The following is a 22,449-nucleotide window of genomic DNA, read 5'->3' as shown; positions in this document are numbered from 1 at the left end:
CGAGGGAGTCCAGCAGGGCGCTGGCCCAGGTGCCGGTTTCATCGTCGAGATGACCGGTGAGTTCCCAGATGCCGGTTCGTTTCCGGCGGAGGGAGAGTTCGCGCTGGGGGGTGGCGGGTTCGGTCTCGTCGGGCTGGGTGCCGTCGGGGTTGAGGTGGGCCACGATCCGTGCGCCCAGGGCAGCGACCTGCTTGTGCCCGGAGTCTTCGGCGAAGGTGAGCAGGCTGGCTTCGGCTTCCTCGCGGTGCTCGGGCGGGATCTGGGTCAGTGTCTCAACGATCGTGTCGATCATCGGATTGCTCAGCGAACCGGTGGCAGCGACCGAGCCGGTGGCGGGAGCGATCGCGGGGATCGGGGTGCCGTCCAGAGCGCGGGAGGAGTTGAGGGTCCGGGCCCGCTTGAGGAGCTTCTCGGCGGTCGACTTGGGGATGTCGGCCAGCTGTGCCAGCAGGTGGGGAACCGAGCGGTAGCCGAAGAGTTCCAGGACGCCGCGGGTTTCGATTTCCACGAGCAGCGACCCAAGCTCGGCTTCGGCGGTCCGCACGACGCCCAGCAGGGTGCTGATCCGGTCGGCGAGTGCGACCGCATCGGCTTGCCAGGCGAAGTTTCTGTCCACACCCCAAGATTACCGGGGTTCGAACACCAGTTCATCACACGAAGGGGTGGCAGGCTAACGAACTGTCCGGACCACAGAACACCGGCCACAGCAGCAAAGCTAGGGAGAGATTCGTTGCGTGGGGAATCGGCGCTACCAGCCACAGCAGGAAGAGACCACAGGGCGCCGATTTCCCACGCCCCGGCGAAGCCGTATCAGTAAGGCCACGGGCCGAAAAGCAGAGAACTCCCATGAGCCCGCTTGAAGTAAAGATGAGCATCATGTTCCCAGGTAATAGCAATCCCCCCATGCATCTGAATCATCTCAGCAGCAGCATGAGAAAAGGCCTCACCACAAACAACCCGAGCAGCAGAAACAGCATCGGAATCCCCATCAACAAGAGCAGCATAGAGAGCAGACCGAGCAGCCTCGACATGAACATGAACATCAGCCATCCGATGCTTCAAAGCCTGAAAGGACCCAATAGCCCGCCCAAACTGCCGCCGCTGCTGAGCATACTCCACGGTCAGCTCCAAAGCCCGCGAAGCCGCCCCAACCTGCTCAGCGGCAACAGCGACAGCGGCAGTCTCCAGGACGAGAGGCAACGGAAAACCAGAAACGTCGAGACGCCGAGCGGGAGCAGACGAAAAGTCCACAACAGCAAGCCGCCGAGTAGGATCCAAGGTCGTGACGCGCGAGCGACGAACACCCGAAAGAGGAACCTCGAAAAGACCGAGACCATCCGAAGTCCGAGCAACAGCGAGAAGAACATCCGCGAGATCACCGTCAAGAACGTAGTGAGCACGCCCGTCGAGACCCGAGGAAGAAACAGAAAGCCCAGGCGCCCAGTCGGGATCGGACCAAGCGAGCGCGGCCAACGTGGTACCAGCGGCAATACCCGGCAGAAGACGCGAGCAAGCCGAGTGGTTGCCCGAGCGAAGAAGAGCCTCCCCGCACAAAACAGCGGAACCCAGCATGGGGGCCGGAGTCAGAGTGCGGCCAAGCTCTCCGAGAACGACACAAACCTCGGCCAACCCAGCACCCAAGCCCCCGTATTGCGAAGGGATGGCAAGCCCAGCAACACCGATCTGCTCGCACAACGTCGACCAGAGCTTGTCGTCGTAGCCGAGGGGTGACTCCATCGCGGTGCGGACCGCCGACCGGCGCGTCAGCAGCGTCCGGACCGTCGAACGCAACGCCTGGGATTCCTCCGTCTCCAGCGGATCGGTCATCGCAGCACCCGCGCCCGGTGGAACGACCCGGTCCCCCACGCGCCGGCCAGCGCACGCACCTTCGTCAGCCGCAGGCCCAGATCGTGTTCGGCCGTGTAGCCGATCGCGCCGTGGACCTGCATGGCCGTCCGCGCCGCCAGGTAAGCGGCGTCGCCGGCCATGACCTTCGCCGCCGAGACATCTCGGGTGAACGTCGAGTCGGCCACCGCCGCGCCGTACAGGAGGGGGCGGGCCAGCTCCAGCTGCGTCGCGACGTCGGCCAGCAGGTGCTTGATCGCCTGGTACGAACCGATCTCGCGACCGTACTGACTCCGCTGCTTCGCGTACGCCACCGACGCGTCCAGAAGCCACTGACCCGCGCCGAGCAGCTGCGCGGCGACCGCCAGCACACCCTGGTCGAACGCGCGTGAAGGGGCCGAAGCAGAGGCCGCCACCTGGAAGAGGCGCCGAGCCGGGTCGATCGACGGGACCGGCGACGAAGACGCCTCGGTGAGCTCCGCGCCGGTCAGGTCCAGGACCACGCCGGCGACGTCGGCGTCCAGGGCGAGCGGCACTTCCGGTGGGGCGACGACGGTGACGAGCAGGTCGCCGGCCGCCAGCGACGAAAGCCGGTCCGTCAGCAACGAAGGGGCGACAGCGATCGTCTCGATCACCGGGCCGGGCACAGCGTGGTAGCCGAGTGCTTCGCAGGCAACGACGACGTCGACCAGTGAGGCGTCGAGTCCCGGATCGGCCAGCAGCGCGGGCACCCCGAGTTCGGCGAGCCCGCGCCAGAGCTTCAGGCCCCGGTCGTGCTCCCCCGCGGCCCAGGCCCGGGCGACGGCCGCGGTTTCCGCGCCGGCCAGGAAGTCGTGAAGGGATGCGGAGAACTGGCGTTGCTCCGGCGAGAGCTGAAACTTCATCGGCGGGCCTCCCGGGGCAGGTTCAGCAGCCGTTCGGCGATCGTGTTGCGCTGGATCTGGTCGGTGCCGCCGTAGATGGGCCCGGCGAGGGAGAACAGGTAGCCATTGACCCAGTCCGCGTCAGTCTCCGCGGCCGGGCCGAGCACGTCGAGGGCCGTCTCGTGGAGGGCGACGTCGAGGTGTGACCAGAACAGCTTGTTCACGCTGGACTCCGGGCCCAGCTCGCCGCCGTCGGCGAGGCGGCTCACCGTGCCGAACGTGTAGAGCTGGTACGCCCGCGCGCGGATCCAGGCGTCGGCGACGCGGTCCTTTGTGGACTCCGGAGCACCCGAGGCGCGCCAGAGGTCCACGAGCTGGGAAGCCGCGGCGAGGAAGCGGCCCGGGGAGCGCAACGACAGGCCGCGTTCGTTGTTGGCCGTCGTCATGGCCACCCGCCAGCCCTCCCCCACCGAGCCGATCACGTCCGCGTCGGGCACGAAGACGTCGTCGAAGAAGATCTCGGCGAACCCGGGCTCGCCGTCCAGCTGCGGGATCGGCCGGACCGTCACCCCGGAGGCACGCAGGTCGGCCATGAAGTACGTCAGGCCGTGGTGGCGTTGCGCGGAAGGATCCGTGCGGAACAGCCCGAACGCGCGGTCGGCGAAGGCCGCGCGCGAACTCCACGTCTTCTGGCCCGACAGCAACCAGCCGCCGTCGGTCCGCACCGCCGTGCTGCGCAACGCCGCGATGTCGCTGCCCGCCTCGGGTTCCGACCACGCCTGCGCCCACACCTCGTCGCCGCGGGCCATCGCCGGGAGGATCCGGTCGCGCTGCTCCTGCGTGCCGTGGGCGAACAACGTCGGGCCGAGCATGAAGATCCCGTTCTGGCTCACCCGGCCCGGCGCGCCCGACGCGTAGTACTCCTCTTCGAACAGCAGCCACTGCAGCATCGACGCGTCCCGCCCGTGGTACTCGGCGGGCCACGACACGACCGACCACCGCGCTTCGGCGAGTTCGGCTTCCCATTCCCGATGCGCGGTGAACCCCGAAGCGGTGTCCATCGAGGGCAACGCCCGGACGTGCGCGGCCAGCCAGGAACGAGCCTCGTCGCGGAAGGCCGCGGACGCCTCGTCGATGTCGAGGTCCATCAAGCCCCCTTGTTCGCGTCGCGCATCGACCGCGCGGACTGCCCGCCGAGCGAGTCTTCCGACGTCTCCGCGTTGTGCGCGTGCGCCAGGTGGTGCAGGCCGAACACGGAGTCCATGCCGGACCGCAGGCCCATCAGGTCCTCGGCCTGGTTGACGGCCTTCTTCGCCAGCGCCAGCCCGAACGGCGGCATCCCGCTGATCTTCTCCGCCAGCGCCAGGGTTTCCTGTTCGAGCGAGGCACGCGGCACGATCCGCGTGACCATGCCCCATTCCTTGGCCTGCTGGACGGTGAACCGCTCGCCGGTGAACAGGACCTCCTTGGCGGCCCGCGGACCCAGCACCCACGGGTGCGCGAAGTACTCGACGCCCGGGATGCCCATCCGCACCACCGGATCGGCGAAGAACGCGTCGTCGGCCGCGACGATCAGGTCGCACACCCAGGCCAGCATCAGCCCGCCCGCGATGCACGCGCCCTGGACGCTGGCGATCATCGGCTTCGGGATCTCCCGCCACCGCCGGCACATCCCGAGGTAGACCTCGGACTCGCGGGCGAAGCGCTGGTCTCCCCCGGCCCGGTCGATGTGGTCCCACCACATCACCGCGCGCCGGTCGAAAGACTGGTCCGCGTCGCGGCCCGGGCTGCCGATGTCGTGCCCGGCCGAGAAGTGCTTCCCCTCCCCCGCCAGCACGATCACCTTGACCTCGGTGTCGTTCACGGCGTCGGTGAAGGCGTCGTCGAGCGCGTACGTCATCGCCGAGTTCTGCGCGTTGCGGTAGTCCGGCCGGTTCATCGTGACGACCGCGACCGGCCCGCGCCGCTCGGAACGGACCACCGGTTCACTCATGCGTTCTCCTCGGTCAGCAGCCGCTTCAGCACCTTGCCGGAAGCGTTGCGGGGCAGCGCGTCGACGAACGCGACGAACCGCGGGGTCTTGTAGTTGGCCAGTCGCTCGCGGCAGAACGCGAGCACGTCGGCCGCAGTGAGCCCGTCGCCGACGACGAACGCCTTGCCGACCTCGCCGAGCCGCTCGTCCGGCACGCCGACGACGGCGACGTCGCGCACGCCGTCGAGCTCGGTGAGGACGTGCTCGGCCTCGGCCGGGTAGACGTTGAAGCCGCCGCAGAGGTACATGTCCTTGAGCCGGCCGGTGAGCGTGAGGTTGCCGGCGGCGTCGAGCTCGCCGACGTCGCCGGTGTGCAGCCGGCCCTGCTCGTCGATCGCGCGGGCGGTGGCCTCGGGGTCGTCGAGGTAGCCGAGCATCACGTTCGGCCCGCGGAGCACGACCTCGCCGGGTGAGCCGTGGATCTCGACCTCGAACCCGGCGGTCGCGCGGCCGGACGTGCGGGACACGAGCTCGGCGTCGTCACCGGGGCGGCACATCGTCACGACCACCGCCTCGGTGAGGCCGTACGCGGTGAGGACGGTCTCGAAGCCCAGCTCGGACCGCATCCGGCGGACCAGCGACGCGGGCACGTCGGCGGCGCCGGTGACCGCGAGCCGCAGCGACGACAGATCGCCGCGCCGGGACTCCCCCAGCAGCGACTGGAAGATCGTCGGCGCGCCCGGCAGGACCGAGATCCGCTCCCGCTCGATCACGTCGAGGGCGCCCCGCACGTCGAACACCGCCTGCGGGACGATCGTGGCGCCGGTCAGCAGCCCGACCACGATCCCGGCCTTGTAGCCGAAGCTGTGGAAGAACGGGTTGATCACCAGGTACCGGTCGTCGGCGGTGACCTGGCCGCAGTCCGCCCACGCCGCCGCGACGTCGACCACCTGGCGGTGGGCCGAGAGCACGCCCTTCGAGCGGCCGGTCGTGCCGGAGGTGAACAGAATGTCGCTGACGTCGTCGGGCCGCACCGCGTCCGCGCGTGCCTCGGCTTCGGCGAGCGGCACCTGCCCGGCGAGGTCCAGGAACTCCGTCCAGCCCAGGGTGCCGGGCACCGGCCGGTGCGGCTGCTCCAGCGGCACCCGGACGACGGTGGCGAGGTCCGGCAGGTCGACGCCGGTCGCCCGGATGGCGGCGTGGCGGTCGGCGCCGAGGAAGTCGGCCGCCACGACCAGCGCTTTGACGCGGCCGCGGACCAGCAGGTCGACGGTCTCGGTGGCGGTGAAGCGGGTGTTGACCGGCACGAGTGACGCGCCGGCGTAGAGCGCGCCCAGCCCGGCCAGCACCCAGTGGTGGGTGTTGGGCAGGTTGAGGGCGACCCGGTCGCCGGGCTGCACGCCGCGGGCGGCGAAGGCCCGCGCGACCGACTGAACACGTTCCAGTAGCTCGGCGAAACCGAGGCGCAGGGAACCGTCGACCAGTGCCTCCGCGGCGCCGAACTTCGCGGCGGCATCGCGGACGACGGCCGGGATCGTGGTCTGTCCCACCGCACCCTCCTCTGGACCGGCAAACTAGAACGTGTTCTCATTACCCTAGGTCCCGGACCGGCCCGGCAGCAAGGAGGCGAGCGTGGAACCGACGCGATTCCGCCGCGAGGTCGCGGCCTGGCTCGCCGACAACCTGACCGGCGAGTTCGCCGAGCTGCGCGGTCTCGGCGGCCCGGGCCGCGAGCACGAGGCCTTCGACCTGCGCCTGGCCTGGGAACGGCACCTGGCCGCCGCGGGCTGGACCTGCGTCGGCTGGCCCGCCGAATTCGGGGGCCGGGGCCTTTCGCTGGACGAGCAGGTCGCCTTCCACGAGGAGTACGCGGCCTCGGGCGCGCCGGCGCGCGTCAACCACATCGGCGAGCAGCTGCTCGGCCCGACGCTCATCGCGTTCGGCACGCCGGAGCAGCAGCACCGGTTCCTGCCCAAGATCGTCGCCGTCGAGGAACTCTGGTGCCAGGGCTACTCCGAACCCGGCGCCGGCTCCGACCTCGCCGCCGTCTCCACCAGCGCCGTGCAGCGTGACGGCACGTGGGTCGTCAACGGCCAGAAGATCTGGACGTCGCTGGCGCACGTGGCCGACTGGTGCTTCGTCGTGGCCCGCACCGAACCCGGGTCCCAGCGCCACCACGGGCTGTCCTACCTGCTGGTGCCGCTGCGCCAGGACGGCGTCACCGTGCGGCCGATCCAGCAGCTCACCGGCACTTCCGAGTTCAACGAGGTCTTCTTCGACGACGCCCGCACGGACGCGGACCTCGTCGTCGGCGAACCGGGCGACGGCTGGAAGATCGCCATGGCCACCCTCGGCTTCGAACGCGGCGTCTCGACGCTCGGCCAGCAGATCGGCTTCCGCCGCGAGCTCGACGAGATCGTCGCCGAGGCGAAACGGCTCGGCACCTACGACGATCCCCTGCTCCGTGCCGACCTCACCCGCGCCCGGATGGGCCTGCGGGTGCTGCGCGCGCACGCCCTGCGCACGCTCGGCCGCCCGGCCGGGCCCGAGGTCGCCGTCGGGAAGCTGCTGTGGGCGCAGTGGCACCGCGGGCTCGGTGAGCTGGCGGTACGGGCCCGCGGGGCGCGGTCCCTGGTCGCCGACGGCGCCGAGCTGGACGACTGGCAGAACCTCTACCTGTTCACCCGCGCCGACACGATCTACGGCGGCTCGGACGAGATCGAACGCAACATCATCGCCGAGCGCGTGCTCGGCCTGCCCCGGGAGGCCCGCCCGTGATCCCGCAGTACCCACCCGGCCACGACCTGCTCGCCGGCAAGGTCGTCGTGGTCACCGCCGCGGCCGGCACCGGGATCGGCTCGGCCGTGGCCAAGCGCTGTCTCGAGGAGGGCGCGAAGGTCGTCATCAGCGACTGGCACGAGCGGCGGCTCAAGGAGAAGGCCGCCGAACTCGGCGACGTCCACGCGATCCCGTGCGACGTCACGCGGGAAGACCAGGTCCAAGCGCTGATCGACGGCGCGGTGGACCACTTCGGCCGGATCGACGTCATGGTCAACAACGCCGGTTTGGGCGGCACGAAGTCGGTGCTGGAGATGACCGATGACGAGTGGTCCCGCGTTCTCGACATCACTCTCACCGGAACGTTCCGCTGCACCCGCGCGGCGCTGAAGCAGTTCGTCGCCCAGGGCGGCGGGGGCGCGATCGTCAACAACGCGTCGGTGATCGGCTGGCGCGCCCAGGCCGGGCAGGCGCACTACGCGGCCGCGAAAGCGGGTGTCATGGCGCTGACCCGCTGCTCCGCGCTGGACGCCGCCGAACACGGCATCCGGATCAACGCCGTCGCGCCCAGCCTCGCCATGCACCCGTTCCTGGCCAAGGTGACCAGCGACGAGCTCCTGGCCGACCTCACCAAGCAGGAGGCGTTCGGTCGCGCGGCCGAACCGTGGGAGGTCGCCAACGTCATGGTCTTCCTCGCCAGCGACTACGCGAGCTACCTCACCGGCGAAGTCGTCTCCGTCAGCAGCCAGCACCCCTAGGAGCTCCCGTGCCCGAAGCCTTCCTCCTCGACGCGGTCCGCACCCCGGTCGGCCGGCGCGGCGGCGCGCTGTCCGGGTGGCACTCCGCCGACCTCGGCGCGCACGTCATCCAGGCGGTGGTCGAGCGGGCCGGGGTCGAGCCGGACCTCGTCGACGACGTCATCCTCGGCTGCACCGACACCCTCGGCCCGCAGTCGGGCAACCTCGCGCGCACCGCGTGGCTGGCGGCCGGCCTGCCCGACCACGTGCCCGGCGTGACGATCGACCGGCAGTGCGGGTCGAGCCAGCAGGCCGTGCACTTCGCCGCGCAGGCGGTCATGTCGGGGACGCAGGACCTGGTGCTGGCCGGCGGGGTGCAGAACATGAGCCGCATCCCGATCAGCGCGGCGATGCTGGCCGGGCGCGAATACGGCTTCGAGGACCCGTTTTCGGGCTCGAAGGGCTGGCAGGAGCGCTACGGCAGCGTCGAGGTGTCGCAGTTCCGCAGCGCCGACATGATCGCCGAGCACTGGGACATCAGCCGTGCGGCCATGGAGGAGTACGCCTACCGCAGCCACCAGCGGGCCTTGGCGGCCATCGACGAAGGCCGGTTCGACTCGGAGATCGTGCCGGTCGACGGCTTCCGCCGCGACGAGGGGCCGCGCCGGGACACGTCCCTCGAACGGATGCGCGGCCTGAAGCCGCTCTCGCCGGAGTCGCGCCTGACGGCCGCGGTGGCCAGCCAGATCTCCGACGGCGCCAGCGCGGCCCTGCTCGCGTCCGAGGCGTTCGTCGAGGAGCACGGCCTGACACCGCGGGCGCGGATCCACCACCTGTCGGTGCGCGCGGCGGACCCGGTGTGGATGCTGACCGGGCCGATCCCGGCGACGTCGCACGCTCTCCGCAAGGCCGGGCTCACGATCGAGGACATCGACCTGTTCGAGGTCAACGAGGCGTTCGCCAGCGTGGTGCTGGCCTGGCTGGACGAGACGGGCGCGGACCCGGCGAAGGTGAACGTCAACGGCGGCGGCATCGCCCTCGGTCACCCCATCGGGGCGACCGGGACGAAGCTCCTCGCGACGCTCCTGCACGAGCTGGAGCGCCGCGAGGGTCGTTACGGGCTGCAGACGATGTGCGAGGGCGGCGGCACCGCCAACGTCACCATCATCGAACGGCTGTGATCAGCCCAGGGCGCGCAGCTTCGGGAGCACGTCCTCGCTGAACTGGCTCAGGAAGCGCTCCTGGTCGTGGCCCGGGCCGTGGAAGACGAGGTGGTTGAGGCCCGCGTCCAGGTACGGCTTGATCTGGGCCACGGCCTCGTCCGGGTCCGACGCCACGATCCAGCGCTTGGCGACCTGCTCGATCGGCAGCTCGTCGGCCAGGCGCTCCATCTCCTCGGCCGAGGTCACGCTGTGCTTCTGCTCCGCCGACAGCGACAGCGGCGCCCAGAACCGGGTGTTCTCCAGGGCCTTCTCGTGGTCGCGGTCGTAGGACAGCTTGATCTCGATGGTCCGGTCGACGTCCTCGACGGTCTTCTCGGCCGCCTCCGCGCCTTCCTTCACCGCGGGCATCAGCTTCTCGGTGTAGAGGTCCATCCCCTTGCCCGAGGTGCAGATGAACCCGTCGCCCGCGCGGCCCGCGTACTTGGCCACCACCGGCCCACCCGCGGCGATGTAGACCGGCACCGGCTGCTCCGGGCGGTCGTAGATCTTGGCGTCGACCAGCTCGTAGTAGTCGCCCTTGAAGTTCACGTTGTCGCTGGTCCACAGCTCGCGGATCAGCTTGATCGACTCACGCAGCCGGGCGAAGCGCTCCTTGAACTCCGGCCACTCGCGACCGGAGACGGCGATCTCGTTCAGCGCCTCGCCGGACCCGACGCCGAGGATCACGCGGCCGCCCGACAGCAGCGACATCGTCGCGAACGCCTGCGCGATCACCGCCGGGTTGTACCGGAACGTCGGGGTCAGCACGCTCGTGCCGATTTGCACCCGCTTCGTCCGCTCCGCGACCGCCGGCATCCACGCCAGCGCCCACGGCGCGTGGCCGCCTTCGTGCCGCCACGGCAGGAAGTGGTCCGACACCCAGACCGAGTCGAGGCCGACCTCTTCGGCACGCACCGCGTACTCGACCAGGTCCCGCGGTCCGAACTGCTCCGCCGACGCCTTGTAACCGACCTTGAGCGTCACGCTCATCCTCCCGTTTCCCGGCCGAGTCGCCGCAGGATCTCACCTGCCTCGGCCACTGTGCCCTCGACGATCCCGGCCACCGTGGGCAGGTCGTGGATCATGCCCACCACCTGTCCCGACGCTAGCACTCCGGCGTCCGTCCGGCCGTCGACCAGCCCCGCCCGCAACAGCATCGGGGTGTTGGCCGCCATGACCAGCTGACTCCAGGTCAGATCGTGGCCGTGCTTCATCGCAAGGCCCTCTTTCACCATGGCAACCGGGGACAGTCCGGTGATATTCCGGAACCGCAGCGCGTTGCGCGCGGCCTGCGCGAGACTCCGCAGCCGGCCGGTGCGTTCGAGCTTCTCGACGAGGTCGGTGCGCAGCACGCGGTGCGGCAGGCCGTCGACGCGCCGGGTGACGACCGTCCCGGTGAGCCCCTGCTCGAGGTAGACGCGCTTGACCTCGTCCGGGACCGTGCTCTCCTTGCTGAGCAGGAACCGGGTGCCCATCGCGACGCCGGCCGCGCCGTAGGACAGGGCCGCGGCGAGCCCGCGCCCGTCGAAGAACCCGCCCGCGGCCACGACCGGGATGTCGACGGCGTCCAGGACCGACGGCAGCAGCAGCGTGGTCGCCACTCCCCCGGTGTGCCCGCCGCCTTCGCCGCCTTGGACGATGACGGCGTCGGCGCCCCAGGCGGCGACCTTCTCGGCGTGGCGGGCGGCGCCGATCGACGGGATCACGACGATGCCGTGGTCCCGCAGTTTGGCGATCATCTCCTTGCGAGGCGCCAGTGCGAACGAAGCGACCTTCACGCCCTCGCGGATCAGCAGGTCGACGCGCTCGCCGGCATCGGCCGCGTCGGCGCGGAGGTTCACGCCGAACGGCTTCTCCGTGCGCTTCTTGACCTCGGTGATCGCGGCTTCGAGCTCGGGGAAGGTCATGGTGGCCGACGCCAGGATGCCGAGGGCGCCCGCTTCGGCCGTCGCCGAGACCAGCCGCGGGCCCGCCACCCAGCCCATCCCGGTCTGCACGACCGGGTGCTCGACGCCGACCAGCTCGGTGAGCGCGGTCTTCACGCCGGGACTTCTTTGTCGCGCAGGCTCTTCGGGTCCAGGACGTCCCGGATCAGCCGCAGTTCCTCGTCGGTGGGCTCGCGGCTGGTGCTCACTCCGTCGAAGTCGATCTCGAACGACGTCGCGGCCTCGACGTCCTCGCGGGTGACGCCGGGGTGCAGTGACACCGCCCGCATCGCGTGGTCGGCGCCCCCGAAGTCGAACACGCCGAGGTTCGTCACCACCCGGTGGACGTCGTGGAACTTCTCGGCGGCGGGCCCGGCCTTCGCGGCGTTGTCGTAGCCCACGCCCGAAACAACGTCCACAGTGTCCACGAAGACGCGGGGGCTGTGCCGCGGCACCCAGTAGCTGGTGCGGTGGTTGACCGTGTTGCCAGGCGCGCCGCGCACCCCGAGGAGCTGCTTCTTCGGGTGGGCGTGGTCGCCGATGGCGGAGATGTTCTGGTTGCCGTAGCGGTCGACCTGGTTGGCGCCCATGACGACGTGCCGCCGGCCGTGCGGGACGATCGTGTCGAGCATCTTGCGGAACGGCTGCCAGCCCTCGACCACGCCATCCGCGGTGAGCAGGTACGCCTCGCCGTCGGACATCAGCAGGTCGGGTTCGAACGTCAGGCGCGCGAGTTTCGCGCCCAGCTGCGGGATCAGGCCCATCGGGCTGGCGACGATCTCACCGTCACCGCGGAACAGCTCGGCCACCGCCACGACGGCGATCTCGGCCCGGGTCGCGCTCATGCCGCCTCCGCCTCGAACTTGTCCACTTCGGACAGATACCGCGGCTCGTCGCCGGACAGGAACCGGTCCACGAACGCCGGCCACGCCTCGGGATCCTTGGCACAGGACGCGTAGTGCCGCTGGAACCGTTCGTCGCGGCCGTAGTCCGGCACCGCCGTCGTGAAGTGCGCGCCGCGTGGCGCCTCGACGACGCCGTCGACGCTGCCGCGGTTGAGCAGCAGCGACTGCACCGGCCCGCCCGCCACCAGCTCGGGGGTGTCGACGACTTTCTCGACCGAGACGAACCGCTTTTCCGCCGCGAGGCAGAACAAGTCGTCGAAGTACGGGTCCGGGCCGAGGTACTGGGCGTTGCCGCGGGCGTCGGCGCGGTTGAGGTGCACGAGCGCGACGTCGAGGTGCTGCGCCGGGACCGCGACCAGCTCCTCGCCGTCGGCGTAAGGCGAACGCACGGTCCGCAGATCCGGGTTGGCGCGCATCACCTCCGAGCCGAGCCCGGCGCGCGTCGGGAGGAACGGAAGCCGTTGCGCGGCCGCGGAAAGCGCCGCGCCGAACATGCCCTCGTCGTACTCGGTGACGGCGATCGCGCCGGTCTCGCGGGCGCGGCCGAACCACGGGTCGAACGGGATCGAGTCCAGGGTGACGAACCCGAACACGACGCGTTTGACCTTGCCGGCCGCACACAGCAGGCCGACGTCCGGGCCACCGTAGGAGACCACGGTCAGGTCTTTCACGGGGGTGCGGAGGATCGCGCGGACCAGCGCCATCGGCTTGCGCCGGGAACCCCAGCCGCCGATGCCGACGGTCATGCCGTCCCTCAGCTCCGCCGCGACGTCGTCGGCGGTCGTGCGCTTATCGGCCATTCAAGAACTCCTCGCGGGCTTCGTCGGACGCGCCGAGCAGGTTGAGCTCGAAGGTGAAGCCCTGCTCGAAGCGGTAGCTGCGGTGCACCTGCTGGGTGTCGATGCCGTTCAGGGCCTCTTTGGCCGCCCGGATGACCCGCGGGTCCTTCTTCGCGATGTCCCGGGCGACGGCCAGCGCGGCGTCGTCGAGTTCGGCACGCGGCACGACCTGGTAGACCGAGCCGTGCGCGTGCAGTTCGGCGGCGGTGATGGTGCGCGCGGTGAAGTAGAGGGTGCGCATGAGGTGCTGCGGGACCAGCCGGGCCAGGTGGGTGGCCGCGCCCAGCGCGCCGCGCTCGACCTCGGGAACGCCGAAGGTGGCGTCTTCGGACGCCACGATCACGTCCGCGTTGCCGACCAATCCGATCCCGCCGCCGAGACAGAATCCGTGCACCGCGGCGACCACCGGGACTTCGCAGTCGTAGACGGCCCCGAAAGCCGCGTAGCAGCCGCGATTCGCGCCGACGAGCGCGTCGTAGCCTTCACTGCGCTGGATCTCCTTGATGTCCACACCCGCGTTGAACCCGCGGCCTTCCGCGCGGAGCACGACGACGTGGACGTCGGGGTCCTTCCCGGCCTTCAGGATGGTCTCGGCCAGGTCGAACCAGCCCCGCACGGGCAGCGCGTTGACCGGCGGGAAGTCGACCGTGACGGTCTCGATGTGCGCGTCGCGCTTGGTGAGGATGCCCATCAGCTCGCTCCGTAGACGGGTTCGGGCTCGGGCGCGCGCTCGAGCAGGTCCTTCACCACCGGGCCGAGCTCGGCCGGGTCCCACCGCTCGCCCTTGTCGACGACCGGGCCGTGCCGCCACGCCTGCGCGAGCGCGACTTTGCCGCCCTCGACCTCGAAGACGCGGCCGGTGACGTGCGCGGACTCTTCGCTGCCCAGCCAGACCACCAGCGGCGACACGTTTTCCGGGGCCATCGCGTCGAAGCCGGCTTCGGGCCGGGCCATCGACGCGAAGACGGCCTCGGTCATCCGGGTCCGCGCGGCCGGCGCGATCGCGTTCACCGTCACGCCGTAGCGCGCCAGCTCGGCCGCCGCGACGACGGTCAGCCCGGCGATGCCCGCCTTCGCGGCCGAATAGTTGCCCTGGCCGACGCTGCCGAGCAGGCCCGCGCCGGAGCTGGTGTTGATGACGCGGGCACTCGGCGTCCGACCGGCCTTCGCCTCGGCCCGCCAGTGCTCCGCGGCGTGCCGCAGCGGAGCGAAGTGGCCTTTGAGGTGCACGCGGACCACCGCGTCCCACTCGTCTTCGCCGAGGTTGACCAGCATCCGGTCGCGGACGAAGCCGGCGTTGTTCACCAGCACGTCCAGGCGGCCGAAGGTCTTCAGGGCGGTGTCGACGAGGGTCTTCGCCCCGGCCCAGTCGGCGACGTCGGCGGTGTGCGCCACCGCTTTCCCGCCCAGGGCCTCGATTTCGGCGACGACCTCGGCGGCCCCGTCCAGGTCGTTCACCACCACCGGCGCGCCCTCGGCGGCGAAGGCGAGCGCGTGCGCCCGCCCGATGCCGCGGCCGGCGCCGGTCACCACGACCACCCGGTCCTGGCACAACCTGCTCACGAATCCTCCCGTTGGTTGACGTCGGCCGCGGCGAGGAACGCCGGGACCTCACCGCCGCCGTGGACGCGCAGAGTCGCGCCGGAGACGTAGGAAGCCAGGCCGGAGGCGAGGAACGCGGCGCACGCGCCGATCTCCGCGGGCTCGGCCAGGCGGCCGAGCGGCACGGTCTTGCCAACCGCTTCGACGGCGGCCTCGCTGCCGTAGTGCAGGTGGGCCTGCTCGGTGCGCACCATGCCGACGTCGAGCGCGTTGACCCGCACCTTCGGCGCCCACTCGACGGCGAGGCTGGCGGTCAGGTTGTCGAGCCCGGCCTTCGCGGCACCGTAGGCCGCGGTGCCCGGCGACGCGCGGGTGCCGCTGACGCTGGAGATCATCACGATCGACCCGCCGTGGTCTTGGCGCTGCATGACCGCATTGGCTTTCTGGGAGACCAGCAGCGGAGCCAGCAGGTTCAGCTGGACGATCTTGTCGTGCAGCCGCGGCGAGGCGGTGGCGGCGGGCGCGAAGGGGGCACCGCCGGCGTTGTTGACGACGACGTCGAGGCGGCCGTGCTTCCCGACGATCGTGTCGATCAAGGTGCTGACCTGGTCTTCGTCCCGGACGTCGCAGGTCACGAACTCGGCGTCCGTGGGCGTTTCGTGCCGCGCGCAGGTGACGACGTGGGCGCCGTGGGCGAGGAACACGTCGGTGATGCCCCGGCCCACGCCGCGGACGCCGCCGGTCACCAGCACCACGGCGCCGGTCAGGCCCAGATCGGTCTTCACTCCCCAAAACTAGAACACGTTCTTACTTTGGGCAAGGTCGGTGGCCCGGGTGCGATCATGAGCGGGTACGGATCGACCGGTTTCCTGCCCCCGGCGATGCCCGACGCGGCCTGGGTGCTCAACGCGATGTACGAGCACGAACACGGGCCGACCGGCACGACCTACCAGGAGTACCGGCAGGCCCGTGTCGCCGACGGCAGCATCGAACCGATCACCGTCGGCGGCATCGATCTCGAAACCACGACCGTCACGACGGGCGGCGGGCTGGGCCGCGCCGGGCACCCCGGCCCCGGCTGGCGGCGGTTGCGCTGGGCGGACCTCGCGGAGCGCACCGGCGACCCCGTCGTACCCGAGGGATCACTGCCCGGCTACCAGTGTTTCCCTTCGGCGAAGAAGGACGGCAGCTGGCCACTCGGCATCATCCCGCCCACCGAGGGGAGCCTCGACCGGGAAACCTGGATCCGGCTGATCACCCTGCTCGCCGAACACAGCCCCGCCGGCGCGGATACGCCGTCCCTCGCCTACTACAGCCCGGCAACACTCGGGTTCCCAGACCTCGAGAACCTCGTGGTGCGCGCCGGACGCCTCGGCGACGCCGAATGCCTCTACGACGACTGCGAAGTCGACTTCAGCCCCTCGAACCTCTGGCCCGACGATCACTCGTGGTGCCTCGGCACCGACTACGACCTCTGGGGCACCAAGGTCGTCGGCCCGCCGGCCTTGATCGAGGCCCTGCTGGACGATCCCGAGCTCGAAGCCGTGCGGCTGCCCTGGGCGAACTAGAACCCGTTACGACTGCTTGGCGGCGTCGTACTCCGCATTGGCGGCCATGACCTCGGGCATCTGCCCCTCGACGTCCTCGATGAGGGCCAGCAGCAGTGCCGCCGTCCGGCGGCCGCGCGCGGTGAGGCTGTATTCGACCTTCGGTGGGATCGTCGGCTGGGCCTCGCGGTGCACGAAGCCGTCGCGCTCGAGGGCCTGCAGGGTCTGGGCGAGCATCTTTTCGCTCACGCCGGAGACCCGGCGGCGCAGGGCGTTGAACCGGAGCGTGCCGTCGTGGAGCGCGACCATCGCCAGGATGCCCCAGCGGCCGGTGATGTGCTCGAGCGTCGCGCGGGACGTGCACGCCTGCGCGAACACGTCGAACAGCACCTGCCCGTGCTCGTCCAGCTCGTCGCTCATGTCGCCCACCGTACCGCACCGGGAGTTGGCACTTTCGAAAAGTTAGTACATTCTGGTGGTAAGCACTCAGGAATGAGGAGAAGCCATGATCGTCGTCACCGGAGCCACCGGCCGGCTCGGCCGCCTGGTCGTCGAAGGCCTGCTGAAGCGGGTTCCGCCCACCGAAGTCGTCGCCGCCGTGCGGGATCCGGAGAAGGCCGCCGGGTTCGCCGCGCGCGGGGTGCAGGTGCGCCACGCCGACTACGACGACCCGGCGTCGCTCGCGACCGCGTTCGCCGGCGCGGACAAGGTGCTGCTGATCTCGAGCAGCACGCCCGGGCAGCGGCTCGCCCAGCACGAGGCCGTCGTCACGGCCGCCCGCGAGGCCGGGGTGAGCCACCTCGCCTACACGAGCGTGCTCGGCGCGGACACGACGAAGCTGTTCGTCGCGCCCGACCACAAGGCCACCGAAGCGGTCATCCGCGCCTCGGGCGTGCCGTTCACGTTCCTGCGCAATGGCTGGTACACCGAGAACTACGCGGCCACGGTCGCCCAGGCCCTGGCGACGGGCTCCTTCGCGGGCAGCGCGGGCAAGGGCCGGCTGGGCGGTGTCCCGCGCGCCGACTTCGCGGCGGCGGCCGTCGAGGTCCTCACCGGCGAAGGCCACGTGGGCCGCGTGTATGAGCTGGCGGGCGACGAGCCGTGGAGCTACCCCGACTTCGCCGCGGCGCTCGCGGCCGCGGCGGGCAAGCCGGTGTCCTACACGGACCTTCCGACCGCCGAACACCAGCGCGCCCTCGTCGCGGCGGGCCTGCCGGAGCCGGTGGCGGCCATGCTCGCCGACGCCGACCGGGGCATCGCGGCGGGCGAACTGTCGTCGGCCTCGGGCGACCTGCGCAAGCTCATCGGCCGCCCGACGACCCCGCTGGCCGAAGCGGTCCGCGAGCTGGTCGGGAGCTGAGGGGCGGCACCAGCCGCTCACGCTCCCCGGGAGCGCAACGTCGAGGCCCGCAGCGCGGCCTGCATCGCGAACCGGGCCGACGGGTCGTCCAGCCGCTCGCCGAACGCCTGCTTCAGCTGGCGGACGCGGTAGCGGACCGTCTGCGGGTGGACCGAGAGGTCGAGCGCGATCTTCTCCGAGTTGCCGCCGTTCTCCAGCCACGACAGCAACGTCTCCCCCAGGCGCCGGCGGGTCCGGTCGGCGAACTGGGCGAGCGGGGCCAGCTCCTGCCGGGCCACCTGGTCCGCCAGCTCGACGTCGGCCAGCAGCCACAACGTCGTCAAGTGCTCCGCGCACCACGTCACCGGGGTGTCCGGCAGCGCGCCCGCCGTCACCAGCTGCAGTGCCGCGCGGGCCCAGCGCAGGGAATGCGCGCCCGCCGAAGGGTCCACCGGCGGCCCGACCGCGACGCGCACGCCGAGGCCCGTCAGGCAGCGGGCGTCGGCCGGGGCCGGCAGCAGCAGAAGTGGTTGGGGCGCTTCGAAGTCCGTCAGCACCTCCGGGGCGAAGGACGCGTCGACCACCGACTCGACGGCGACCGCCGCCACCTTCGGCGGCACCGGCCAGCCGACCGCCGCCGCGAGCTCGTTCACCACCGCGGCCGGGACCGTGCCCGGGCCCGTGATCAGCCGCACCAGCCGGCGGCGCAGGCCCGCCTGCGCGCCCTCGAGCTCCGCCTGAGCCTCACGGTGCCCGCGCATCGACATCCGGGCCAGCTCGTCGGCGTACCCGAACAGCATTTCCGCGAGCTGCGCCATGACCGCCGACGACAGCCGGTGGCGGCGACCCAGCCGCATGATCCAGCCCCAGCCCGCCCGGGTGCCCACGCGGTAGGCCGCCTGGAGGTCGTCGAGCGTCCGGCCCTCGTGCGCTTCGCCGGCGCCGAGGCGCCGGCACGTCTCGTACAACCGGTCGCGCGGGGCCAGGGGATCCTCGACGAGGTCGACGAAGAGCACCACCGCGCACTCGACGCCTTGGCGGGTCACGTGGCCGTAGGAGCCTGGCCGCGCGTACACCGGGACGGTCCGCCAGACCTCGCGGACGATCCAGTCGACCAGCGCCGGAACGGCCGGGCGCATGAGCGCGGCCAGCTCCGCCCTCCCGCGCACCTCCGGCGCCGCCGGGTCACGCTGCCGAGCACTGTCGCCAGACAAAAGGTTCCTCCACCGGAGAACGAGCGACGGAGCGAGCTTTACCGAGCAGTAAAGCGTAGAGTACACCCGCATGAGCCGGCCGAGGCCCCCTGATCGATCCAGCACCCGTCGCAGCCCGGCCGCCCGGCCCACCGACGACGAACTGCTCGACGCCGCCCGCGCGGTGTTCGCCGAGCGCGGGTACGCGCAGGCGACCATGGGCCTGATCGCCGAGCGCGCCGACTCCACCAAACCGACCCTGTACGCGCATTTCGGCGACAAGGCCGCGTTGTTCCGCGCCACCGTGCGCCGCGAGGTCGCGGCGGTGCGGGAATGGGTCCTCACCGCGTACGAATCCTCGAGCGAAAGCCCGCTCGAGGAGCGCGTCCGGCTTTCCGTGATGGCCATGTTCAGCTACGCCGGCGCGCACCCGGCCGGGTTCCGGATGCTGTTCGACTCCGCCGTCGACGAAATGTCGAACGAGCGCCGGGCCTTGGCCGACACCGTCACCACCCACGTCGTCACCCGCGTCCGGGAGCACCTGATCGCCCACGGCCGCACTCCGGGCGCCGGCGCGGACCTGCTCGCCGCGATGATGGTCGGCCTGGTCGGGCGGGCCGCGATGCACGTCTCGCACTCACCCGGCGTCGACCCGATCGCGGCCGGGGAACTCGCCACGGGGTTCGTCATGGCGGCGCTGCGGGGCCTCGATCCCGCGTTGCTGGAGCGCGTCGACGACACCCGGCAGTGTCCCACCTGAGCGTCCACATCGGACTCTTTGTCAGCGGCGAAACAACAAAATTCCCCGGCTCGAACGCCCTCTTGCCATTTCCGGCGTTTCGGGAAAGCGTTTGCGGACATTCCGCTTTCCCACCAGAGGTGTGATCAGCCATGAACCGTCTGCTTTCCGCCGCCACCACGGCCGTCCTCGCCGCCGCCGGGTTCGCCGTCGCCACCGCACCGGTGGCCGCCGCCGCGTCGTGCGCCGACGTCGACGTGCCGGTGGCCCGCGGCACCTTCGAACCCGGGACCCTCGGCATCATCGTCGGCGACCCCGTCTACCAGGCCGTGCAGAACGCGCTGCGGCCCCGCTCGCTGAGCAGCTATCCGGTGAACTACCCGGCCGACCTGGGTGAGCCCGCGTCGGTGCAGAAGGGCAACACCGACCTGGTCAACCACGTCAAGACGCAGGCCGCGGCCTGTCCGCAGCAGCGGTTCGTGCTCGTCGGCTACTCCCAGGGCGCCAACGTCGTCGACAACTCGATCGGGATCAGCAGCGACGGCGCGATCGTCGGCGGCCCGATCGTGGCGACCATCCCGGCGGAGCTGGCCCCGCGGATCGCCGCGATCCTGGTGTTCGGCAACCCGATCCGGTCGGTCGGCCGCGAGATCACCGGCCCGTACCAGAGCCGCACCAAGGACTACTGCGCTGACGGCGACCCGATCTGCCAAGCCGGCGGCGCCAACTTCCTGGCCCACCTGAGCTATGGCGGCGACGCCTCCGACGCCGCCGCCTTCGCCGCGAGCAAGGTCTGACCCTCAGCAGTTGGCCGGGGCGGGGTCGCCGTTGAAGCGCTTGACGATCCACTGGTGGGCGTCCCCGTTCCCGGCCAGGATTCCCGTGGCGTGGTCGGAGATGTAGGTCTGCCACTGCTCACGGACCCCGGCCGCGCAGTACGTCCGGTGCAATGCCTCCGCCTGCGGGGTGTTGACGATCTCGTCGGTGCTCGCGTGGTACTGGAACACCGGCACCCGCGGCGGGTTCGCGCCGAGCTTGTTCTGCGCCAGCCGCGCCTGCCACTGCGGTGTGTTCAGCGGGTTGGACGTCGTGTAGTCGCTGATCTTCTTGAACGAGTAGTTCAGCAGCAGCTCGGCGACGCACGCGTTCTTCTTGGCGTCACCCAGCTGCTGCCGGCCGGTGTCGTTGAGGTAGGAATCCAGTTTCAGGTCCGGGTACGCGGCGTCGAGCCCGACGGCCGCGAAGGCCAGGAACCCGAAGCCGATGTACCCGTCGAGCCCCTTGGCGACCTCGGTCAGATCGGCCGGAACCCCGCCCGCCACGACGCCCACGACGTTCAGCTCGGGTGCGTACGAAGGCTGCTTCTCCCCCGCCCACATCGACGCGCCGCCACCTTGTGAGTAGCCCTGGAAGATCACCTTCGCGGACTTGGCCAGCTTGGCCGACGGCAGGTTCTGCGCCGCCCGCACCGAGTCGATCACCGCGGGTCCCTCGGACTGCCCGGTGATGTAGGTCGGCACGGTCGTCGGCGAGTAGCCCTCGTAGTCGGTCACCGCGACGGCGTACCCGCTGGAGAGCGAGTCGTTGATCGCGGGCTGGTCGTAGAGCGTGCCGCGTTCCATCGCCTTCGACGCCGTGCACTTGAACGCCGGCCCCTGCGTGCCGACGGCGTACCCGACGATCGGGGCCGTGGCCGGGTTCTTGCCCTTCGGCACCAGGATCGTCCCGGTCACCGCGTCCGGGTTGCCCTGGGCGTTGGTCGAGAGGTACATGACCTGCCACGCGTCGGCGTTGGCGGCGTTGAGCAGCGGCACCGTGGGCCGCCAGCGCAGGACGTCACCGGGTTTCCCGGCCGGCAACGGTGCCGGCGGGGTGTAGAACGAGTCGTCGAACGGCCCGGGCAGGATCGGGGCCGCCGCGGCCCCGGCGGGCGGGCTCGCGGCCACCACCCCCAGCGCCGCCAGCGAAACGCCCACCAGCGCGGACAGGACCCGTCGGAACAGGACGGACTTCACCACAACCTCCATCGGGGAAGGGAACTGCGTTCAGGCCGGGAGACCGAGGCCCCCGGCCAGGACCGGCCAGGACTGGTGCAGCGCGCGCTGCCAGTAGGGCCAGCTGTGGGTGCCGGGCCCGTAGTAGTCGACGGTCGCCGGGATGCCGGCCGACCGCAGCCGATCCGTGAAACTCTGGGAGGACAACAGGGCCGAGGGCTCCAGCACGTCGGACTGCCCGGGCGGGTCGAGCGGCCCGGTCTGCCCGTTGCCGCAGGAGAGGTAGAGCGCCGTGCCGCGCAGGTCCTGGATGTGGTCGTAGGGGTTGTGCGAGGACCAGATCGGCTGCATCCCGAAGGAGTCGCCCCACAGGTTCAGGTAGTTGAAGATCCCGGCGCGGGCCAGGATGCCGATGATCCACACCGGGATGCCCGGGTAGAGCGTGTTCGGCACGCCGGAGTACGACGCCGCCGCGCCGAACATCCCCTTGTGCTGGAAGGCGTACGCCATCGCGCCGTAGCCGCCGATCGACAGGCCGGCGATCGCCCGGCGCGTGCCGCCGTGGTAGCCGCGCTCGACGATCTGACGGACCTCCGCGGTGTGGAAGGTGTCCCAGTCGGGCTTGCTCGACAGCCCGAAGTTCCACCACTTCGTGTACATCCCGGCAGCCCCGTCGGTCGGCATCACGACGAGCGCGTCCTTGTTCGCGGTGAACGCCTTCACGTCGGTGAACTGGTCCCACGACTTGTAGTCGACCGGCTCGCAGCAGCCGTGCAGCAGGAACAGCACCGGCCACGTGCGCGAGGGCTGCGCCGCCCAGCCGGCCGGCACGATGAGCCGGACCATCCCGGTCGTGCCCAGGGCCGGGGAGTCGATCTTCAGGTCGACCGTCCGGGCGTCGAGCCAGGTCTCCTGGACGACCTTGGCGCCGTCGTCGGCCACGGCCGGGCTCGCCGCGTGGGCGGCGGTGACGCCGGTGGCGACCAGGACCAGCACGGCCAGCATCAGCAGGGCGGCTCTCATCGGATT

24 protein-coding genes are annotated in these 22,449 nt (G+C 70.9%); 7 read left to right on the top strand and 17 right to left on the bottom strand.

Going from position 1 to position 22,449, the window contains the following annotated elements; all coding sequences use genetic code 11:
* The 6 genes from M8542_RS20500 to M8542_RS20475 all read right to left on the bottom strand — a co-directional run.
* A partial coding sequence (locus M8542_RS20500) for a DUF222 domain-containing protein (RefSeq protein ID WP_372508562.1) occupies nucleotides 1–616 on the bottom strand: 616 nt, incomplete at its 3' end.
* Nucleotides 617–810: 194 nt separating this feature from the next.
* On the bottom strand, nucleotides 811–1,827 hold the full coding sequence (locus M8542_RS20495) for an acyl-CoA dehydrogenase family protein (protein ID WP_257921815.1): 1,017 nt from the start codon (nucleotides 1,825–1,827) through the stop codon (nucleotides 811–813).
* Complete coding sequence (locus M8542_RS20490; protein WP_257921814.1) at nucleotides 1,824–2,729, bottom strand: acyl-CoA dehydrogenase family protein; 906 nt, start codon at nucleotides 2,727–2,729, stop codon at nucleotides 1,824–1,826. Before M8542_RS20490 ends, M8542_RS20495 begins: the two co-directional genes overlap by 4 nt.
* Nucleotides 2,726–3,856 carry an acyl-CoA dehydrogenase family protein gene (locus tag M8542_RS20485; RefSeq protein ID WP_257921813.1) on the bottom strand — a complete coding sequence of 377 codons (1,131 nt, stop codon included), beginning with the start codon at nucleotides 3,854–3,856 and terminating at the stop codon, nucleotides 2,726–2,728. The genes M8542_RS20490 and M8542_RS20485 overlap by 4 nt, the downstream gene beginning before the upstream one ends.
* Nucleotides 3,856–4,701, bottom strand: a complete 846-nt coding sequence (locus tag M8542_RS20480) for an enoyl-CoA hydratase (RefSeq protein ID WP_257921812.1) — start codon at nucleotides 4,699–4,701, stop codon at nucleotides 3,856–3,858. Before M8542_RS20480 ends, M8542_RS20485 begins: the two co-directional genes overlap by 1 nt.
* Nucleotides 4,698–6,230, bottom strand: coding sequence for a FadD3 family acyl-CoA ligase (locus M8542_RS20475; RefSeq protein ID WP_257921811.1), 1,533 nt, complete (start codon nucleotides 6,228–6,230; stop codon nucleotides 4,698–4,700). The genes M8542_RS20480 and M8542_RS20475 overlap by 4 nt, the downstream gene beginning before the upstream one ends.
* An 82-nt stretch (nucleotides 6,231–6,312) precedes the next feature.
* Between M8542_RS20475 and M8542_RS20470 the strand changes: the two genes are divergently transcribed.
* From M8542_RS20470 to M8542_RS20460, 3 genes are read left to right on the top strand one after another with little or no spacing between them, the layout of a single operon-like run.
* Nucleotides 6,313–7,458: an acyl-CoA dehydrogenase family protein gene (locus M8542_RS20470; protein ID WP_257921810.1), complete on the top strand. Its 1,146-nt coding sequence runs from the start codon at nucleotides 6,313–6,315 to the stop codon at nucleotides 7,456–7,458.
* On the top strand, nucleotides 7,455–8,216 hold the full coding sequence (locus M8542_RS20465; RefSeq protein WP_257921809.1) for an SDR family oxidoreductase: 762 nt from the start codon (nucleotides 7,455–7,457) through the stop codon (nucleotides 8,214–8,216). The genes M8542_RS20470 and M8542_RS20465 overlap by 4 nt, the downstream gene beginning before the upstream one ends.
* Before the next feature lie 8 nt (nucleotides 8,217–8,224).
* Nucleotides 8,225–9,376: an acetyl-CoA C-acetyltransferase gene (locus M8542_RS20460; protein ID WP_257921808.1), complete on the top strand. Its 1,152-nt coding sequence runs from the start codon at nucleotides 8,225–8,227 to the stop codon at nucleotides 9,374–9,376.
* Here the strand turns inward: M8542_RS20460 and fgd are convergent, their stop codons facing one another.
* The 7 genes from fgd to M8542_RS20425 are packed head-to-tail and all read right to left on the bottom strand — an operon-like array spanning nucleotide 9,377 to nucleotide 15,393.
* Complete coding sequence (gene fgd / locus M8542_RS20455; RefSeq protein WP_257921807.1) at nucleotides 9,377–10,381, bottom strand: glucose-6-phosphate dehydrogenase (coenzyme-F420); 1,005 nt, start codon at nucleotides 10,379–10,381, stop codon at nucleotides 9,377–9,379.
* Between the two features lie 2 nt (nucleotides 10,382–10,383).
* Nucleotides 10,384–11,439: an NAD(P)H-dependent flavin oxidoreductase gene (locus M8542_RS20450; protein WP_257921806.1), complete on the bottom strand. Its 1,056-nt coding sequence runs from the start codon at nucleotides 11,437–11,439 to the stop codon at nucleotides 10,384–10,386.
* Nucleotides 11,436–12,167, bottom strand: a complete 732-nt coding sequence (locus tag M8542_RS20445) for a CoA-transferase subunit beta (protein ID WP_257921805.1) — start codon at nucleotides 12,165–12,167, stop codon at nucleotides 11,436–11,438. The genes M8542_RS20450 and M8542_RS20445 overlap by 4 nt, the downstream gene beginning before the upstream one ends.
* Nucleotides 12,164–13,027, bottom strand: a complete 864-nt coding sequence (locus M8542_RS20440) for a CoA transferase subunit A (RefSeq protein ID WP_257921804.1) — start codon at nucleotides 13,025–13,027, stop codon at nucleotides 12,164–12,166. The genes M8542_RS20445 and M8542_RS20440 overlap by 4 nt, the downstream gene beginning before the upstream one ends.
* Nucleotides 13,017–13,757 (bottom strand): enoyl-CoA hydratase family protein, encoded by a 741-nt coding sequence (locus M8542_RS20435; RefSeq protein WP_257921803.1) that lies wholly within the window; start codon nucleotides 13,755–13,757, stop codon nucleotides 13,017–13,019. Before M8542_RS20435 ends, M8542_RS20440 begins: the two co-directional genes overlap by 11 nt.
* Nucleotides 13,757–14,629 carry an SDR family oxidoreductase gene (locus M8542_RS20430; protein ID WP_257921802.1) on the bottom strand — a complete coding sequence of 291 codons (873 nt, stop codon included), beginning with the start codon at nucleotides 14,627–14,629 and terminating at the stop codon, nucleotides 13,757–13,759. Before M8542_RS20430 ends, M8542_RS20435 begins: the two co-directional genes overlap by 1 nt.
* Nucleotides 14,626–15,393, bottom strand: a complete 768-nt coding sequence (locus M8542_RS20425; RefSeq protein WP_257921801.1) for an SDR family oxidoreductase — start codon at nucleotides 15,391–15,393, stop codon at nucleotides 14,626–14,628. The genes M8542_RS20430 and M8542_RS20425 overlap by 4 nt, the downstream gene beginning before the upstream one ends.
* Before the next feature lie 57 nt (nucleotides 15,394–15,450).
* On the opposite strand from M8542_RS20425, the gene M8542_RS20420 reads away from it, so the two are divergent.
* Nucleotides 15,451–16,176: a hypothetical protein gene (locus tag M8542_RS20420; RefSeq protein ID WP_257921800.1), complete on the top strand. Its 726-nt coding sequence runs from the start codon at nucleotides 15,451–15,453 to the stop codon at nucleotides 16,174–16,176.
* Nucleotides 16,177–16,182: 6 nt separating this feature from the next.
* Here the strand turns inward: M8542_RS20420 and M8542_RS20415 are convergent, their stop codons facing one another.
* Complete coding sequence (locus M8542_RS20415) at nucleotides 16,183–16,575, bottom strand: winged helix-turn-helix transcriptional regulator (RefSeq protein ID WP_257921799.1); 393 nt, start codon at nucleotides 16,573–16,575, stop codon at nucleotides 16,183–16,185.
* Between the two features lie 85 nt (nucleotides 16,576–16,660).
* Between M8542_RS20415 and M8542_RS20410 the strand changes: the two genes are divergently transcribed.
* On the top strand, nucleotides 16,661–17,515 hold the full coding sequence (locus tag M8542_RS20410; RefSeq protein WP_257921798.1) for an SDR family oxidoreductase: 855 nt from the start codon (nucleotides 16,661–16,663) through the stop codon (nucleotides 17,513–17,515).
* A 17-nt stretch (nucleotides 17,516–17,532) separates the two neighbouring features.
* Here M8542_RS20410 and M8542_RS20405 read toward each other — a convergent pair whose 3' ends face one another.
* Complete coding sequence (locus tag M8542_RS20405) at nucleotides 17,533–18,708, bottom strand: PucR family transcriptional regulator (protein ID WP_257921797.1); 1,176 nt, start codon at nucleotides 18,706–18,708, stop codon at nucleotides 17,533–17,535.
* A gap of 70 nt (nucleotides 18,709–18,778) precedes the next feature.
* Between M8542_RS20405 and M8542_RS20400 the strand changes: the two genes are divergently transcribed.
* Entirely contained in the window at nucleotides 18,779–19,447 is a 669-nt protein-coding gene (locus M8542_RS20400) for a TetR/AcrR family transcriptional regulator (protein ID WP_257921796.1), read from the top strand.
* A 131-nt stretch (nucleotides 19,448–19,578) separates the two neighbouring features.
* Nucleotides 19,579–20,223 carry a cutinase family protein gene (locus M8542_RS20395; RefSeq protein ID WP_257921795.1) on the top strand — a complete coding sequence of 215 codons (645 nt, stop codon included), beginning with the start codon at nucleotides 19,579–19,581 and terminating at the stop codon, nucleotides 20,221–20,223.
* Between the two features lie 3 nt (nucleotides 20,224–20,226).
* On the opposite strand, the gene M8542_RS20390 is transcribed toward M8542_RS20395, so the two are convergent.
* Nucleotides 20,227–21,441, bottom strand: coding sequence for a lipase family protein (locus M8542_RS20390; RefSeq protein WP_372508560.1), 1,215 nt, complete (start codon nucleotides 21,439–21,441; stop codon nucleotides 20,227–20,229).
* Between the two features lie 30 nt (nucleotides 21,442–21,471).
* Complete coding sequence (locus tag M8542_RS20385) at nucleotides 21,472–22,443, bottom strand: alpha/beta hydrolase (protein WP_257921793.1); 972 nt, start codon at nucleotides 22,441–22,443, stop codon at nucleotides 21,472–21,474.
* Between the last annotated feature and the right edge of the window lie 6 nt (nucleotides 22,444–22,449).

Origin of the sequence: Amycolatopsis iheyensis (assembly GCF_024703995.1) — a bacterium.
Lineage (GTDB): Bacteria > Actinomycetota > Actinomycetes > Mycobacteriales > Pseudonocardiaceae > Amycolatopsis > Amycolatopsis iheyensis.
The sequence above is the reverse complement of the archived record's forward strand: the minus strand, read 5'-3'. Positions and strand labels throughout refer to the sequence as shown.